This window comes from Pantoea sp. X-Soil-ISGK-259 (genome assembly GCF_059730705.1).
Genome location: NZ_AP035986.1, coordinates 1,503,785 through 1,518,792, shown reverse-complemented (window position 1 = coordinate 1,518,792; position 15,008 = coordinate 1,503,785). Strand labels below are relative to the sequence as shown.

Here is a 15,008-nt window from a genome sequence, read left to right as displayed (position 1 = left end):
TCCGTTATCAGTTAGAGAGCATCGGACCCAGCGGTTCGCCGCCCAGCAGATGCATATGAATGTGATAAACCTCCTGACCACCATGTTGATTGCAGTTCACAATCAGACGATAACCATTTTGGTCGATACCTTCCTGGCGGGCGATTTTCGCCGCGGTGGTAAACATGCGTCCCAGCGCGTGCTCGTGCGCGGCTTCCACCTCGTTGACCGTGGGGATCAGCACATTCGGCACGATTAAAATATGCGTCGGTGCTTTAGGCGAAATATCACGGAAGGCCGTGACCAGCTCGTCCTGGTAAACCACATCAGCGGGGATTTCGCGGCGGATAATTTTACTAAAAATGGTTTCTTCAGCCATGGTGCAATTCCTTTAGCCTGAGTCGTAATCAATCAGTATGCGGGAGAAATTTGTTTTCTTTCAACCTCAGTACCACTTTTCTTGCATTGTTCGCGTGCCTTTGCAGCAGCCCCTCACTCCCCTGCCTGAAACCCCAGTATGAATACCCATAAAGCAGCCGCCATCACATAAAATTGAAACGCTGTTTTATAAATTAGAATTATGCCCCCCTTTTCTTTGCCTGATTGCCACTTCAACGCTTTTGGTTGCCAGATTGCGAAGGTTTAACCGCCGCGTCAGCTCTACTTTGCTAATCAGTCCGGGGGAGATGTCTGGCGTCACCCGGTCAAATTGCCCCATAACATTAAGGAGCCTCACACATGCGCTCACGTAAAATTGGTCCTGGCCACTATCTGGCCTATGGATCTGGCGATTTTCTCGGAGCAGGCACAACGGCGCTGACTGCCGCCTGGTTACTCTATTTTTACACGACCTTTTGTGGATTAACCCCCATTCAGGCCACGCTGATTTTCGCCGCCGCTCGCGTGCTGGACGCCGTGGTCAGCCCGCTGATGGGCTTCCTTACCGACAACTTCGGTTCAACCTGGCTGGGCAAACGTTTTGGCCGCCGGAAATTCTTTATCCTGCTCGGCATACCCTGTGTCTTCAGTTATAGCCTGATGTGGGTTAGCGACATGAGTTTCTGGTGGTATCTCTGCACTTACCTGCTGTTTGATATCGTCTACACCATGATTCTGGTGCCTTATGAAACGCTGGTGCCGGAAATGACCGACGACTTTAAACAGAAGACCCGCTTTTCCGGGGCGCGAATTGGTCTGGCACAATTATCAGCGATACTGGCCGCATTCTTACCCGGTATTTTGCTGAGCATGCTGGGCAAAGAAAATCCCCTCTCCTTTTTCTATGCCAGCCTGGTGTTCTCAGTAATTTGCGCGCTGGTACTGACGCTGGTGTGGTGCTTTACCTGGGAACGTCACCCCGATGACTTTTCTGCCGAATCACGCCGTGCGGAGCAGGAAAAGCAGCAGCTGACGCTGATGCAGAGTCTTAAACGGCTCTATGTCGAACTGGCATCAACCTTACGTATTCGTATCTTCCGGCAACACCTTGGCATGTATCTCGGCGGCTATATTGCTCAGGATGTGTTTAACGCCGTCTTTACATGGTACGTGGTGTTTGTGCTGATGCAGAGTGCACAGGTTGCCTCCAGCCTGATGGGCACAATGGCAGTCTTGCAGTTTATTGCTGTGATGGTGATGATCCCGCTCTGTATCCGTATGGGACCGGCCCCTGCCTATCGTCTGGTCGCCATACTCTTTGGCCTCGCCGCGCTCTCCTATGCCGGTCTTTGGTATACCGGAATGAACGACAACATGTCTCTGCTGCTGGTGATCTCTGCCGTCGCAGGCCTGGGGCGTGGCGGCATCAACTATGTGCCGTGGAACACCTACACCTATATCGCCGATGTGGATGAGGTGATCACCGGTCAGCGCCGTGAAGGGATATTTGCCGGCATCATGACCCTGACGCGTAAAGCGTCCCAGGCGGGTGCCGTCATGCTGGTGGGCATCGTGCTGCAGCTCTCCGGCTTTGTCTCTGGCCAGGCCACGCAGGCGCCGGGCGTCAGCCACACTATTCTGGCGATTCTCAGCATCGGCACGGTGGCCGTGCTGACCTGCGGCTTTATTGTCTCACTGCGTTTTAAACTGAATTTGCAGACGCACACCGTGCTGCGCCAGGAGACGCTGAAGATGCGCGAGGCAGGCCGTATCGTGCCGGAAAGTCTCACCCCGGAAGCACGGAGCATTGTCGAAACGCTGGCAGGCATGCCTTACGAGAATCTGTGGGGTAATAACAACATAGGCTTCCTTAATCGCAACAAGCCCGCGCCGCAAAAACTTACCGCACATCCCGTATTAACCCCTTCTTTAAACACCACCTTAAAACGACAGGAATAGACCATGACTGTATTTCCCGTTAAACACAGCAAGTTATTGTGCCAGCCTGAGTATCTGCTGCCACGCAGCGAACTGGTTCAGCTGATTCAGAAACTGACTCAGAATCTGGTCAATATCACGGATGAAACAGGCGAATTTTTATTACGGCTGGACGATGGCCGGGTGATTGATACTAAAGGCTGGGCGGGTTGGGAATGGACACACGGCATCGGCCTGTACGGCATGCTGCACTACTATCAGCAGACTGGTGACGCGCAGACGCTGGCCATCATTGACAGATGGTTTACGCAGCGTCTGGCGGAAGGCACGCCGACCAAAAACGTGAATACCGTGTGCCCCTTTCTGACGCTGGCTTATCGTTATGAAGAGACCAGAAACCCGGCCTGGGTGCCGGTGCTGGAGCGCTGGGCAGAATGGGTCATGTATGAAATGCCGCGTACTGAACAGGGCGGCTTGCAGCATATTGTCTATAACAATGAGAACACCCAGCAGCTCTGGGACGATACGCTGATGATGAGCGTAATGGCGCTGGCTAAAATTGGTCAGTTGCTGAAGCGCGATGAGTGGGTTGAAGAAGCGAGCTATCAGTTTCTGCTGCATACCCAGTATCTGATGGATCGCGAAACCGGCTTATGGTTTCACGGCTGGAACTTTGATGGCCGCCATAACTTCGCCAATGCGCGCTGGGCGCGCGGCAACAGCTGGGTGACGATTGTCATTCCCGACTTCCTGGAGATGATGAACTGGCCTGAACATCACGCGACCCGTCGCTTTCTGCAGCAGGTGCTGGAGAGCCAGGTCAACGCGTTGAAGGCCTGTCAGCACAGCAGCGGATTGTGGCACACCCTGCTCGATGATCCGCACAGCTATCCGGAAGCGTCTGCCACCGCCGGGTTTGCCTATGGCATCCTGAAAGCGGTGCGCAAGCGTTATCTGCCCGCTGCGTATCGTGAGGTGGCAGAAAAAGCGCTGCGCGGCGTAATTGCCAATATTGATGAAGATGGTGAGCTGATGCAGGTCTCTTTTGGTACTGCAATGGGCAGTGACCTGGACTATTACCGCACGGTTCCTCTGACCTCCATGCCGTACGGTCAGGCGATGGCCCTGCTCTGTCTGACTGAGTATCTGCGTGTTTACCTCTGAGTCCTGGCCAAAAAAAAGCCCCGCTTAGCGGGGCTTTTTCATCTCTTAATGATTACATGCTGCGGATGTAATCATCCATATCGGTTTTCAGGTTATCGGATTTGGTTCCGAAAATTGCCTGTACACCGGAACCCGCAACCACCACGCCACGAGCGCCGAGGTTTTTCAGTTCAGACTGATCCACTTTCGCTACATCAGCAACGCTGACACGTAAACGGGTGATACAGGCATCCAGGTTGGTGATGTTCTCTTTACCACCAAACGCAGCTACCAGTTTGCCCGCCATCTCCGTTCCGGTCGCGGTAGACTGCTCGCTGCTGCTGCTCTCTTCACGGCCAGGCGTTTTCAGATCCAGTTTCGCAATCAGAACGCGGAATACGGTGTAGTAAACCAGGCCGTAGATGATGCCGATAATCGGGAACAACCAGATTTTGCTGCTGTTGCCGCTCAGCACGATGAAGTCGATCAGACCGTGTGAGAAGCTGGTGCCATCACGCATTCCGAGCAGGATACAGATTGGGAAGGCCAGACCTGCCAGCAGCGCATGGATCACATACAGAATCGGCGCCACGAACATGAATGAGAATTCAATCGGTTCGGTGATACCGGTCAGGAATGAGGTCAGCGCAGCAGAGATCATGATGCCGCCAACTTTGGCACGGTTTTCAGGTTTCGCTGAATGCCAGATAGCAATCGCGGCCGCTGGCAGACCGTACATTTTGAACAGGAAGCCACCTGAGAGTTTACCTGCGGTCGGGTCACCTGCCATGTAACGTGGGATGTCGCCGTGGAATACCTGACCTGCCGCATTGGTATATTCACCAATCTGCATCTGGAAAGGTACGTTCCAGATGTGATGCAGACCAAATGGCACCAGCGCGCGCTCAACAACGCCGTAGATACCAAAGGCAACAACCGGGTTCTGATAGGCCGCCCACTGTGAGAACTCCTGAATCGCAGCACCGACGGGTGGCCAGATAAAGGAGAGCAGCACACCCAGCACAATCGCCGCCAGGCCAGAGATAATCGGCACAAAGCGTTTACCGGCAAAGAAGCCCAGATATTCTGGCAGCTTGATGCGGTAGAAGCGGTTGAACATGTAAGCGGCGATGGAACCGGCGATGATACCGCCCAGCACCCCGGTATCGGCGAGGTGTTTCGCCTCGATCTCTGCCGCTGGCAGATGCAGCACCAGCGGTGCAACGACCGCCATGGTTTTCACCATGATGCCATACGCGACAACGGCGGCCAGTGCCGAAACGCCGTCGTTGTTAGTAAAGCCCAGCGCCACGCCGATAGCAAAAATCAGTGGCATGTTGGCGAACACCGATCCACCCGCTTCTGCCATTACATGGGAAACCACTGCTGGTAACCAGCTGAAATTGGCTGAACCGACCCCTAACAAAATACCGGCAATCGGCAGAACCGATACCGGCAGCATCAGCGATTTACCGACCTTTTGAAGGTTGGCAAAAGCATTTTTGAACATAGCGTGAAGCTCCTGAGTATGAGTGCATATTTGCGCAGAGCGCGTGGCAAAGAGGGAGGATTCTTTGCCGGGCTGGCGGTGACCGCCTTTTGATTTATTACGAAGGGTAAAATAAATCCCGAATTGTTACTTTGACGGCTATCACGTTTCAACAAACAGAGCCGCGCACTTTACGAAATTTCTGACTGATCCGCACGAGTAATCGACGATAAAAAGCTGACCCTGGCTGAATAGACAGGGTCATATAAGCAGGTTGCAGATTAATTACAGTGAGTGAAATAAAAGACGGTTAGCCGCCCAGCTTACTCATGGGGATATGAAACAGCGTTGAAAAGTTTTGAGTGGTGGCAGCGGCCAGCGTTTCCATATCCACGCCTTTTAATACGGCCAGATATTCGGCAACATCGCGCGTATAAGCGGGCTGATTCTCTTTACCGCGATACGGCACGGGTGCCAGATAAGGTGAATCCGTTTCCACCAGCATCCTGTCCAGCGGCACATAACGCGCAGCTTCGCGTAACTGTTCAGCATTGCGGAAGGTGACAATACCGGAAAATGAGATGTAAAAGCCCATATCCAGCAGCTTTGCGGCGGTGGGCTGATCCTCGGTGAAGCAATGCAGCACGCCGCCACAACGCTCGACCTGCTCTTCACGCAAAATCGCCAGCGTATCTTCGCGTGCATCCCGGGTATGAACAATAATCGGTTTATTCAGCGCGATGCCAGTACGGATATGTTCCCGGAATGAGCGCTGCTGCTGATCTTTGGTCTCTGGCTGATAATGATAATCCAGCCCGGTTTCACCCAGTGCCACGACCTGAGGATCGGCAGAGAGCCGGCGAAACTCCTCCACGTCATAGGCCTCTTCCTGATTCAGCGGATGCACGCCGCAGGAGAGCGCAATGTTTTTTCGATCGCCAACCAGACTTTTCAGGGTGTGAAAACCCGGCAGCGTGGTGGCAATAGCCAGCATAAATTTCACATCACGCGCTGCTGCTTTAGCGATCACATCATCAAGGTCACGGTGGTGCTTTTCATAATCCAGGCCATCAAGATGGCAATGGGAATCAACAATAAACATAATTACTCTCAGGTAGGTTTAGCCGACCAGCGCGGGCTTCTGTAGGTCCGCCCAGCTCAGGAGCTGATCGGTCAGCAATAATTCGCGATTGACTGACGCCACATGCAGTAACTGCTCACGACAGCGCATCCATGCCTGGGTGCTGCTGTTGAGCGCACTGGCGGAAAAGTAACCGGCCAGGAGCTGCACCACATCCTGGCGATCAATATTACTCAGCCATTGTCCCGCATTTTGCTGCCATTTCATGGCATCCAGCAATAACGAGAGCAGCCAGCCGATACGTGCGGCCGCGTCGTCCGCGTTCAGTGCAGGCAGCAGTTGCAGGATGTCCTGCTGTAACGCAGCGGGCAGCGCGTCACAAAGCTTCTGACGGGCTTGCCACGGTCCGGTTTCCAGCAGGCTCAGTGCCGCTCCGGGTGCGCCCGCGCCCAGGCGCAACGCTGCCAGCAGCATCTGTTCATCGTGGGAGGATTGCTTCTTCAGCCAAAGCAGACTTTGTCCTTCGTCCGGCGGTGTCAGATGAAGCGTCATGCAGCGGCTGCGCAGCGTGGCCAAAAGGCGTGAGGGGTCACGGCTGCTGAGGAAGAACCAGCTGTTGGCAGGCGGCTCTTCAAGGGTTTTCAGCAGTGCGTTAGCTGCGGCTTCCGAAAGCTGCGCAGCATCTGGCAGCCAGACCACTTTCGCGCCGCCCTGCTGACCAAAGTGATACATCTTTTCCGTCACCTGACGCACCGCATCAATGCCCAGGGTACTTTTGCCCTTCTCTGCCTCAAGCCGATACCAGTCAGGATGGGTGTTGGCCTGCATCAGCTGACAACCGTGGCACTCTCCGCAACTTTTCAGGCCATCCCGCTGCTGGCACATCAGCCAGCGGCTCATTCCCCAGACCAGTGCCTCATCGCCCATGCCCGCCATCGCCTGGATCATCAGCGCATGGTGCGCGCGATTTTCCTGGTGCTGACTGATCACCTGACGGTAAGGCTGATTCAGCCACGGATACCAGTTCATCACGCCTGCTCCGCCAGCCAGCTATCCAGCGTCGCTTTAAGTGACGCGGTCACTTCTTCCAGCGACTGAGTGGCATCAATGGTAAGAATGGTGGGATCGTCTGCTGCCAGCGTCAGATAGCGCGCGCGGGTGCGCTCAAAGAAGCGCAATGACTCCTGCTCAATACGATCCAGCTCGCCACGTGCACGGGCACGCTGGAGACCAATATCAGGTGTCACATCCAGATAGAGCGTCAGGTCGGGACGGAAATCGCCTAAGACAGCATCACGCAGCGTCTGCATCAGTTCACTGTCGAGTCCCCGACCGCCGCCCTGGTAAGCCTGAGAAGAGAGATCGTGTCGATCGCCAATCACCCAGGCACCGCGAGCCAGCGCAGGTTTGATGACGGTCTCCACCAGCTGAACGCGCGCTGCATAGAGCATCAGCAGCTCTGCTTTATCCGTAACCTGCTCACCCTCAATCCCCTGCTTGACCAGTGTCCGCAGCTGTTCTGCCAGCGGCGTGCCGCCCGGTTCACGGGTAAAGACCAGATCGTTGATGCCCCGGGCGCGCAGCGTGGCAACAATAGCATCACGCGCAGTGGTCTTTCCGGCGCCTTCCAGGCCTTCAATGACGATAAACTTACTGTTCATTTTTTTCCTTCAGTGTCTGCCGGTAAATCTGCACCGCTTTGTTATGGCTGGCAAGGTTGGTGGTGAACGTATGTCCACCCTTCCCGTCTGCAACGAAGTAGAGATAGTTCGTTTTTTCAGGATGCGCTGCTGCCTGAAGTGACGCTTTGCCCGGCATGGCAATCGGGCCAGGCGGCAGCCCGTTAATCGTGTAAGTATTGTACGCGCTGGCGGTTTCAAGGTCTTTGCGGGTCAGCGTGCCGTTATAACTGTCACCCATGCCATAGATGACGGTGGGATCGGTCTGTAACCGCATTCCCGTGCGCAGGCGATTAATAAACACCGAGGCGACACGTGCGCGCTCTTCGCTGACACCGGTCTCTTTCTCAATGATGGAGGCCATCGTCACCATATCCTGTGGCGTTTTATAGGGCAGATTGTCCGCCCGTCCCTGCCACACCGCATCAATGGTCTTTTTCATCCGATCATGCGCCCGCTGCAACAGCGCCATATCGGTGGTGTTCGCCGTGTAGAGATAGGTATCCGGGAAGAAGTTGCCTTCCAGTTGTTCAGGCTCCACCTTGAGTGCGCTGGCCAGGGTGGCGAACTGATCGTCTTTCAGGGTGTGCCGGATGTAGGGCGCTTTACGCAGTTCACTCAGCCACTCTTTGAGCCGCTGACCTTCGACGAACCGCACCGGGAATTGCGCCTCTTTGCCGCTGGCCAGCAGCTGTAACAGCGAGCGTACGGTCATGGTTGGCTCAAGGCGATAAGTGCCCGCCTTAAAGGTCGCCAGTTCCGGCTCCAGACGCAGCAGCGCACCAAACCAGATACTGTGGGGAATAATTTTCTGCTCTTCCAGCTGCGCTTCAAGCGCAACCCGCCCCGTGCCGGCAGGCAGCGTATAAATCGTTTCCTGTTTCAGCGTCAATGGGGTGGCAGCAAACTGCTTAACCTGCCAGTAACTCAGCACCGCTGCGAGAACGACGATTGCCAGCAGGCTGACGAGAATCTTTTTACTTCGAATCATGATGCATCCATTATTTGTTCACAGCTTGCCAGCAGCTGCTTAAACAGCGAGCGCTCAGTAAACTGCACCGCTTCTATCTGTCGGACCGGCAGAACCGGCATCAGCGCGTTACATATCACCACTTCATCGGCGGCCAGCAGTTGCGCCGGTTCGCTTTTCACTATCTGGCAAGCCTGACCTGCGGCAGCAAGTTGCGCCATAAGACTCCGCCGCATAATGCCATCGACACCCGATGCCGAGAGATCGGGCGTGAAAATCTGCGTGCCCTGACGCCAGAATAAATTGGCCGCACAGCATTCCACCACCCAACCTTCAGTGTCAAGCACCAGCGCCTCGTCGGCGTCTGTCTGGTCAAGATGAGCCCGGATCATCACCTGCTCCACGCGGTTCAGGTGCTTGATACCGGCAAATTGCGGGTTTCGCGCCAGACGAATCGGACTAAGCCGGAGTCGGGCACCACGCTGCTGTATATCGGTGTAGTGTTGTGGCCAGGCGGTCAGAGAGACGATTCGCACAGGTTCACCACAGCCGCGACGGCTGTAACCCCGCCCGCCGCTGCCCGCGCTGATAATCACTTTCAGCACCGCCTGGGTTTGTTCATAAGCGGCCTGCTTCATCTCGGTCTCAAGCTGATGCCAGTCGACGCCAGCGATCCATAACCGCTCACAGCCCTCTTTAAGGCGCTGAATATGGCTTTCCAGCATCACAATTTTACCCTGACGCACGGCGGCGGTAGTAAAACAGCCATCGCCGAACTGCAGTGCGCGGTCGCTGGCGGCCACTGTCGATTGTCTGAACCCGTTAATCCACATCGTTCTCTCCTGAGCGTGACCTCTGATTTCACCGCATTTTGCAGGATAAAAAAAGGCCCGCATCGCGGGCCTTTTTAGCAATCAGCAACGATTACACTTTACGGAAAATCAATGAACCGTTGGTTCCGCCGAATCCGAAAGAGTTACACAGCGTGTATTCCAGACCAGAAACCTGACGCGCGGTGTGAGGTACGAAGTCAAGATCGCAGCCCTCATCCGGATTGTCGAGATTGATAGTCGGAGGAACAGCCTGGTCGCGCAGTGCCAGAATCGAGTAAATCGCTTCAACAGCGCCTGCGGCACCCAGCAAGTGCCCGGTCATTGATTTGGTTGAGCTGACCATCACACTGCTGGCCGCTGCCCCGAAGACCGATTTCACCGCCTGCGCTTCCGCTTTATCACCCGCTGGCGTGGACGTACCGTGCGCGTTGACATAGCCAATCTGCTCTGGCGTCATTTGGGCATCGCGCAGCGCATTGATCATGGCCGCCGCGGCACCTGAACCATCTTCTGGTGGTGAAGTCATGTGGTAGGCATCGCTGCTCATACCAAAACCTACGATTTCAGCGTAGATTTTTGCGCCACGCTTCTTCGCATGCTCGTACTCTTCGAGAACCACAATGCCGGCACCGTCACCCAGCACAAAACCGTCGCGATCTTTATCCCACGGGCGGCTGGCCGCTTGCGGGTTTTCGTTTCGGGTTGAGAGGGCACGTGCTGCACCAAAACCACCCACGCCTAATGGCGTACTGGCTTTCTCTGCGCCACCCGCCAGCATCACGTCAGCATCGTTATAAGCGATGATACGTGCAGCATGACCGATGTTGTGCACACCAGAGGTACAGGCTGTCGCGATAGAGATGCTTGGACCTTTCAGGCCATACATGATGCTGAGATGCCCCGCCACCATGTTAACGATGGTTGAAGGCACAAAGAATGGGCTGATTTTGCGCGGACCGCCGTTGACCAGTGAAGTATGATTCTCTTCAATCAGACCTAAACCACCGATGCCGGAGCCAATTGCCGCGCCAACACGGCCTGCATTTTCGTCGGTGACAACCAGACCACTGTCCTGCATGGCCTGCATACCGGCTACAATGCCGTACTGGATGAAGGCATCCATCTTGCGCTGATCTTTGCGCGAGATGTAGTCATCACAATTAAAACCTCTTACCAGACCTGCAAAACGCGTTGCATAAGCACTGGTATCAAAATGGTCGATCAGGGTAATGCCGCTCTGACCGGCAAGGAGAGCACTCCAGGTAGACTCTACGGTATTGCCGACAGGAGACAACATGCCAAGACCAGTCACAACTACACGACGCTTAGACACGTTCGTCCTCCAGGGAGGGGAAATAGGGAACTATGTGGGACAAACAAAAAAATCAGGCGGTCGAGCGACCGCCTGAAGATATTCATTAGCCTTTATGGCTATTGATATAGTCGATCGCTGCCTGAACGGTAGTGATTTTCTCAGCTTCTTCGTCTGGAATCTCAGTGTCAAACTCTTCTTCCAGAGCCATCACCAGCTCAACGGTATCAAGAGAATCGGCACCCAGGTCTTCTACGAAAGATGCAGAGTTGGTGACTTCTTCCTCTTTCACACCCAGCTGCTCACTGATGATTTTCTTAACGCGTTGTTCGATATCGCTCATACTATTTAATTTCCTATCAAAACTCGCTTTCGCGATGGTTTTCGTAGTGTATAAAATGGTGAAAAAGATGCAACAAAATCCCGGCTGGTCGAACCACGATTTTGCGTTATTTTGCGGTTTTAACCGCAAATAAAGCAAATGATTTCGTGATTTATCAGACCATGTACATTCCGCCATTGACGTGCAGCGTTTCACCTGTGATGTAGGCTGCTTCGTCAGAGGCTAAAAATGCGACAGCATTGGCGATTTCCTGTGCATCGCCTAAGCGACCCGCAGGGACTTCCGCCAAAATACCGGAACGTTGATCTTCGTTCAGTGCCCGCGTCATGTCAGTCTCAATAAAGCCTGGAGCCACGACGTTGACGGTAATGCCACGTGACGCGATTTCGCGCGCCAGTGATTTGCTAAAACCAATCAAACCCGCTTTAGCTGCCGCGTAGTTTGCCTGGCCCGCATTACCCATGGTTCCAACAACGGAACCAATGGTGATGATACGGCCCACGCGCTTTTTCATCATGGCACGCAGGACCGCCTTAGAAAGGCGGAATACCGATGTGAGGTTAGTATCTAAGATATCCTCCCACTCATCGTCCTTCATGCGCATGAGGAGATTATCACGCGTAATGCCTGCATTATTGACTAAAATATCCACTTCGCCAAATTCCGCGCGAATATTCTCTAAAACGCTGCTGATGGAGTCAGCATCTGTCACATTCAGTAACAGGCCTTTACCCTTGTCGCCAAGGTAAGCACTGATGGCGTCGGCGCCATTCTGGCTGGTTGCAGTACCCACAACTTTAGCACCACGTGCCGCCAGGGTTTCTGCAATCGCACGACCAATGCCGCGACTCGCGCCGGTAACCAGCGCAACTTTACCTTCAAAGCTCATGATTTTCCTCTTATTCCTTACCGAGTGCAGCTGTCAGGGATGCTGTATCGTTAACGGCAGCCGCTGTCAGACTATCGACAATACGTTTCGTCAGACCGGTCAGGACTTTACCTGGACCCATCTCCAGGAGTTGCGTAACGCCCTGTTCTGCCATCGCTTCCACACTCTCAGTCCAGCGAACCGGGCTGTAAAGCTGACGAACCAGCGCATGCCGGATTGCCGCAGCATCGGTTTCTGCTTTCACATCGACGTTATTAATCACTGGCACCGCAGGCGCAGCAAACGTAATGTTTTCCAGCGCGACCGCCAGTTTATCCGCTGCGGGCTTCATCAGTGCGCAGTGGGAAGGCACGCTGACGGGCAGTGGCAGGGCACGTTTAGCGCCCGCGGCTTTACAGGCAGCACCTGCACGCTCAACGGCTTCTTTGTTACCCGCAATGACCACCTGGCCCGGCGAATTGAAGTTAACCGGTGAAACCACCTGTCCCTGCGCGCTCTCCTCGCAGGCTTTGCGAATAGCTGCGTCATCCAGGCCAATAATCGCCTGCATCGCGCCAGTACCTTCTGGCACGGCTTCCTGCATCAGTTTGCCGCGCAGCTCAACCAGCTTCACGGCATCAGCAAAGCTGAGCACACCGGCGCAAACCAGCGCAGAGTATTCACCCAGGCTGTGACCGGCCATCAGGACTGGCTGTTGACCGCCCTGCTGCTGCCAGACACGATAGATAGCCACCGAGGCGGCAAGCAATGCAGGCTGAGTCTGCCAGGTTTTATTCAGCTCTTCAGCCGGACCCTGACTCACTAACTGCCACAGATCATATCCCAGCGCGTCCGAGGCTTCACGAAAGGTCTCTTCAACCAGCGGATAGGTCGCGGCTAATTCAGTCAGCATGCCCACGGTCTGTGAACCCTGACCTGGAAAAACAAATGCAATTTGCGTCATCTTTCGTTCCTGTCAATCAAAAGCGAACCAGCGCAGAACCCCAGGTGAATCCACCACCAAAGGCTTCCAGCAAAATAAGGTGTCCGGGTTTGATGCGGCCATCACGAACCGCTTCATCCAGTGCGCTTGGCACCGATGCGGCAGAGGTATTGCCGTGACGATCCAGTGTAACGACCACTTTATCCATGGTCATACCGAGTTTTTTCGCGGTGGCACTGATGATGCGCAGATTAGCCTGATGCGGCACCAGCCAGTCCAGCATTTCGCGATCGAGATTATTGGCCTGAAGCGTTTCGTCAACGATGTGAGCCAGCTCGGTAACCGCGACTTTGAAGACTTCGTTGCCTGCCATTGTGACATAAGCAGGCTGATCCTGATGAGCGCGATCCTGATAAGGCAGCGTCAGCAACTGGGCATAGCGACCATCAGCATGAAGATGAGTTGAGATAATCCCCTGCTCTTCGCGTTGACCCAGCACGACCGCACCGGCACCATCACCGAACAGGATGATGGTACCGCGATCTTCAGGATCCAGCGCGCGCGCCAGAACATCAGCACCAATCACCAGAGCGTGTTTAACCGCGCCATTTTTAATGTATTGATCGGCCACGCTCAGCGCATAGGTAAAACCTGCACAGGCGGCAGCAAGGTCAAATGCCGCACAGTCTTTGATCTCCAGCATTTGCTGGATCATGCAGGCGGAGCTTGGGAAGGCGTGGCTGGAAGAGGTTGTGGCGACAATAATCAGCCCAATCTCGTTCGCGTCAACGCCGGCCATTTCAAGGGCGCGTTGCGCCGCACTGAATCCCATGGTGGCGACGGTTTCGTCAGGCGCAGCAATGCGGCGCTCACGGATGCCCGTACGGGTCACAATCCACTCGTCCGACGTCTCCACCATTTTTTCCAGATCGGCATTGGTGCGAACCTGGCTGGGCAGATAACTGCCCGTACCGATAATTTTGGTATACATCTAGGCTTTGTCACTCCTGGCTAATACAGCATCAAGGCGCGCAGCAATTCGCTCGGGAATTTGCTGCCTCACCGCCTGCTCTGCCTGTTCTATCGCCACGGCGAAAGCGTGTTGATTTGCTGCGCCGTGACTCTTGATCACTGTTCCGCGCAATCCTAACAGACAAGCGCCATTGTACTGGTCAGGGTTGAGTTGCCCGAAGCGCTTCGCCAGGCGTTTCTGGATTAAGCGTCCCAGCAACGTCAGCCACCATGACCGTTTTTTACCTTCCCCTGATGACTTCAGCAGAGAAAGAAACATTCTTACCACGCCTTCCATTGTCTTCAGCGTGACGTTTCCGACAAAACCGTCACAGACCATCACATCCGTTTTACCGGTAAGCAGGTCATTGCCTTCGAGGTAACCAATATAGTTGATTTGCGGTGATTCTCGCAGTACTACTGCGGCATCGCGAATAGTTTCCAGCCCTTTAGTCTCTTCATGACCAATATTGAGCAACGCGACACGGGGCCGTGAAATACCAAGCACATGCTCAGCCATTACCGACCCCATCACAGCAAACTGCACCAGCATGGCACTGTCTGAGTCAACATTCGCGCCCAAATCCAGTACCACCGTTTTACCCTGCTGCTGGTGCGGTAAAACGGACATCAGCGCCGGGCGTTTGATACCGTCCAGCGGTTTTAATAAGAGTGTTGATAGCCCCATCAGTGCACCGGTATTACCGGCGCTGATACAGGCCTGTGCACGTCCCTCTTTGACCATCTCCAGCGCGACACGCATTGAACTGCCGCGACTGTTCCGGATGGCCTGAGCAGGCCGCGCATCACTTGCAATAACCGATTCGGCAGGGATAACCTGCAAACGCCCCGTCAGGGAGGAATCCGCTTTGGCAAGCAATGGCATGAGGGTGTCGGGATTGCCGACCAGAAGAAGGAAAAGTTCCGAATGAGAGGCCAGTGCCTGCAATGCTGCAGGCACTGTCACGCAGGGACCGAAGTCCCCGCCCATGGCATCAATCGCCAGGGTCAAACGTGTCAAGGTATCGCCTTGCTAAGCAA

The 15,008-nt window shown here is 54.6% G+C and carries 15 protein-coding genes; 2 read left to right on the top strand and 13 right to left on the bottom strand.

Going from position 1 to position 15,008, the window contains the following annotated elements; genetic code table 11:
* Positions 1-7: 7 nt before the first annotated feature.
* Positions 8-358 carry a purine nucleoside phosphoramidase gene (hinT, locus tag AC6I77_RS07050; RefSeq protein ID WP_003849854.1) on the bottom strand — a complete coding sequence of 117 codons (351 nt, stop codon included), beginning with the start codon at positions 356-358 and terminating at the stop codon, positions 8-10.
* A 359-nt stretch (positions 359-717) separates the two neighbouring features.
* Here hinT and AC6I77_RS07045 point away from each other — a divergent pair, with 359 nt between their 5' ends.
* The gene (locus AC6I77_RS07045; RefSeq protein WP_008925937.1) at positions 718-2,316 is read left to right on the top strand and encodes an MFS transporter; all 1,599 of its coding nucleotides are present in this window, start codon (positions 718-720) and stop codon (positions 2,314-2,316) included.
* Positions 2,317-2,319: 3 nt separating this feature from the next.
* Positions 2,320-3,459, top strand: a complete 1,140-nt coding sequence (bglB, locus tag AC6I77_RS07040) for a beta-galactosidase BglB (RefSeq protein WP_008925936.1) — start codon at positions 2,320-2,322, stop codon at positions 3,457-3,459.
* 52 nt (positions 3,460-3,511) lie between these two features.
* On the opposite strand, the gene ptsG is transcribed toward bglB, so the two are convergent.
* The 12 genes from ptsG to plsX all read right to left on the bottom strand — a co-directional run bounded on the left by ptsG (position 3,512) and on the right by plsX (position 14,988).
* Complete coding sequence (ptsG, locus tag AC6I77_RS07035; protein WP_003849857.1) at positions 3,512-4,948, bottom strand: PTS glucose transporter subunit IIBC; 1,437 nt, start codon at positions 4,946-4,948, stop codon at positions 3,512-3,514.
* Positions 4,949-5,237: 289 nt separating this feature from the next.
* Positions 5,238-6,029, bottom strand: a complete 792-nt coding sequence (locus AC6I77_RS07030) for a metal-dependent hydrolase (RefSeq protein WP_003849858.1) — start codon at positions 6,027-6,029, stop codon at positions 5,238-5,240.
* Between the two features lie 18 nt (positions 6,030-6,047).
* Positions 6,048-7,037 (bottom strand): DNA polymerase III subunit delta', encoded by a 990-nt coding sequence (gene holB / locus AC6I77_RS07025; protein ID WP_078804279.1) that lies wholly within the window; start codon positions 7,035-7,037, stop codon positions 6,048-6,050.
* On the bottom strand, positions 7,037-7,669 hold the full coding sequence (gene tmk / locus AC6I77_RS07020; RefSeq protein ID WP_003849860.1) for a dTMP kinase: 633 nt from the start codon (positions 7,667-7,669) through the stop codon (positions 7,037-7,039). Before tmk ends, holB begins: the two co-directional genes overlap by 1 nt.
* A complete protein-coding gene (yceG, locus tag AC6I77_RS07015; RefSeq protein ID WP_003849861.1) occupies positions 7,659-8,678 on the bottom strand; it encodes a cell division protein YceG in 1,020 nt (339 codons plus the stop codon). Before yceG ends, tmk begins: the two co-directional genes overlap by 11 nt.
* Entirely contained in the window at positions 8,675-9,490 is an 816-nt protein-coding gene (pabC, locus tag AC6I77_RS07010; protein WP_008925933.1) for an aminodeoxychorismate lyase, read from the bottom strand. The genes yceG and pabC overlap by 4 nt, the downstream gene beginning before the upstream one ends.
* Before the next feature lie 91 nt (positions 9,491-9,581).
* The gene (gene fabF, locus AC6I77_RS07005) at positions 9,582-10,823 is read right to left on the bottom strand and encodes a beta-ketoacyl-ACP synthase II (protein ID WP_008925932.1); all 1,242 of its coding nucleotides are present in this window, start codon (positions 10,821-10,823) and stop codon (positions 9,582-9,584) included.
* A gap of 85 nt (positions 10,824-10,908) precedes the next feature.
* Entirely contained in the window at positions 10,909-11,145 is a 237-nt protein-coding gene (gene acpP / locus AC6I77_RS07000; RefSeq protein ID WP_003849865.1) for an acyl carrier protein, read from the bottom strand.
* A gap of 154 nt (positions 11,146-11,299) precedes the next feature.
* Complete coding sequence (gene fabG, locus AC6I77_RS06995; RefSeq protein WP_003849866.1) at positions 11,300-12,034, bottom strand: 3-oxoacyl-ACP reductase FabG; 735 nt, start codon at positions 12,032-12,034, stop codon at positions 11,300-11,302.
* 10 nt (positions 12,035-12,044) lie between these two features.
* Positions 12,045-12,977, bottom strand: coding sequence for an ACP S-malonyltransferase (gene fabD, locus AC6I77_RS06990; protein WP_003849867.1), 933 nt, complete (start codon positions 12,975-12,977; stop codon positions 12,045-12,047).
* A 16-nt stretch (positions 12,978-12,993) separates the two neighbouring features.
* On the bottom strand, positions 12,994-13,947 hold the full coding sequence (locus AC6I77_RS06985; RefSeq protein ID WP_497816787.1) for a beta-ketoacyl-ACP synthase III: 954 nt from the start codon (positions 13,945-13,947) through the stop codon (positions 12,994-12,996).
* Positions 13,948-14,988 (bottom strand): phosphate acyltransferase PlsX, encoded by a 1,041-nt coding sequence (gene plsX / locus AC6I77_RS06980; protein WP_003849869.1) that lies wholly within the window; start codon positions 14,986-14,988, stop codon positions 13,948-13,950. It abuts the gene before it with no gap.
* Positions 14,989-15,008 lie beyond the last annotated feature (20 nt).

Bases quoted from the DNA above. Each gene is read 5' to 3' on its own strand.
- AC6I77_RS07045 (WP_008925937.1), top strand. From the start codon at position 718: ATGCGCTCACGTAAAATTGGTCCTGGCCACTATCTGGCCTATGGATCT.
- AC6I77_RS06985 (WP_497816787.1), bottom strand. From the start codon at position 13,947: ATGTATACCAAAATTATCGGTACGGGCAGTTATCTGCCCAGCCAGGTT.
- tmk (WP_003849860.1), bottom strand. From the start codon at position 7,669: ATGAACAGTAAGTTTATCGTCATTGAAGGCCTGGAAGGCGCCGGAAAG.
- acpP (WP_003849865.1), bottom strand. From the start codon at position 11,145: ATGAGCGATATCGAACAACGCGTTAAGAAAATCATCAGTGAGCAGCTG.
- pabC (WP_008925933.1), bottom strand. From the start codon at position 9,490: ATGTGGATTAACGGGTTCAGACAATCGACAGTGGCCGCCAGCGACCGC.
- hinT (WP_003849854.1), bottom strand. From the start codon at position 358: ATGGCTGAAGAAACCATTTTTAGTAAAATTATCCGCCGCGAAATCCCC.
- fabD (WP_003849867.1), bottom strand. From the start codon at position 12,977: ATGACGCAAATTGCATTTGTTTTTCCAGGTCAGGGTTCACAGACCGTG.
- fabG (WP_003849866.1), bottom strand. From the start codon at position 12,034: ATGAGCTTTGAAGGTAAAGTTGCGCTGGTTACCGGCGCGAGTCGCGGC.
- ptsG (WP_003849857.1), bottom strand. From the start codon at position 4,948: ATGTTCAAAAATGCTTTTGCCAACCTTCAAAAGGTCGGTAAATCGCTG.
- yceG (WP_003849861.1), bottom strand. From the start codon at position 8,678: ATGATTCGAAGTAAAAAGATTCTCGTCAGCCTGCTGGCAATCGTCGTT.
- AC6I77_RS07030 (WP_003849858.1), bottom strand. From the start codon at position 6,029: ATGTTTATTGTTGATTCCCATTGCCATCTTGATGGCCTGGATTATGAA.
- bglB (WP_008925936.1), top strand. From the start codon at position 2,320: ATGACTGTATTTCCCGTTAAACACAGCAAGTTATTGTGCCAGCCTGAG.
- holB (WP_078804279.1), bottom strand. From the start codon at position 7,037: ATGAACTGGTATCCGTGGCTGAATCAGCCTTACCGTCAGGTGATCAGT.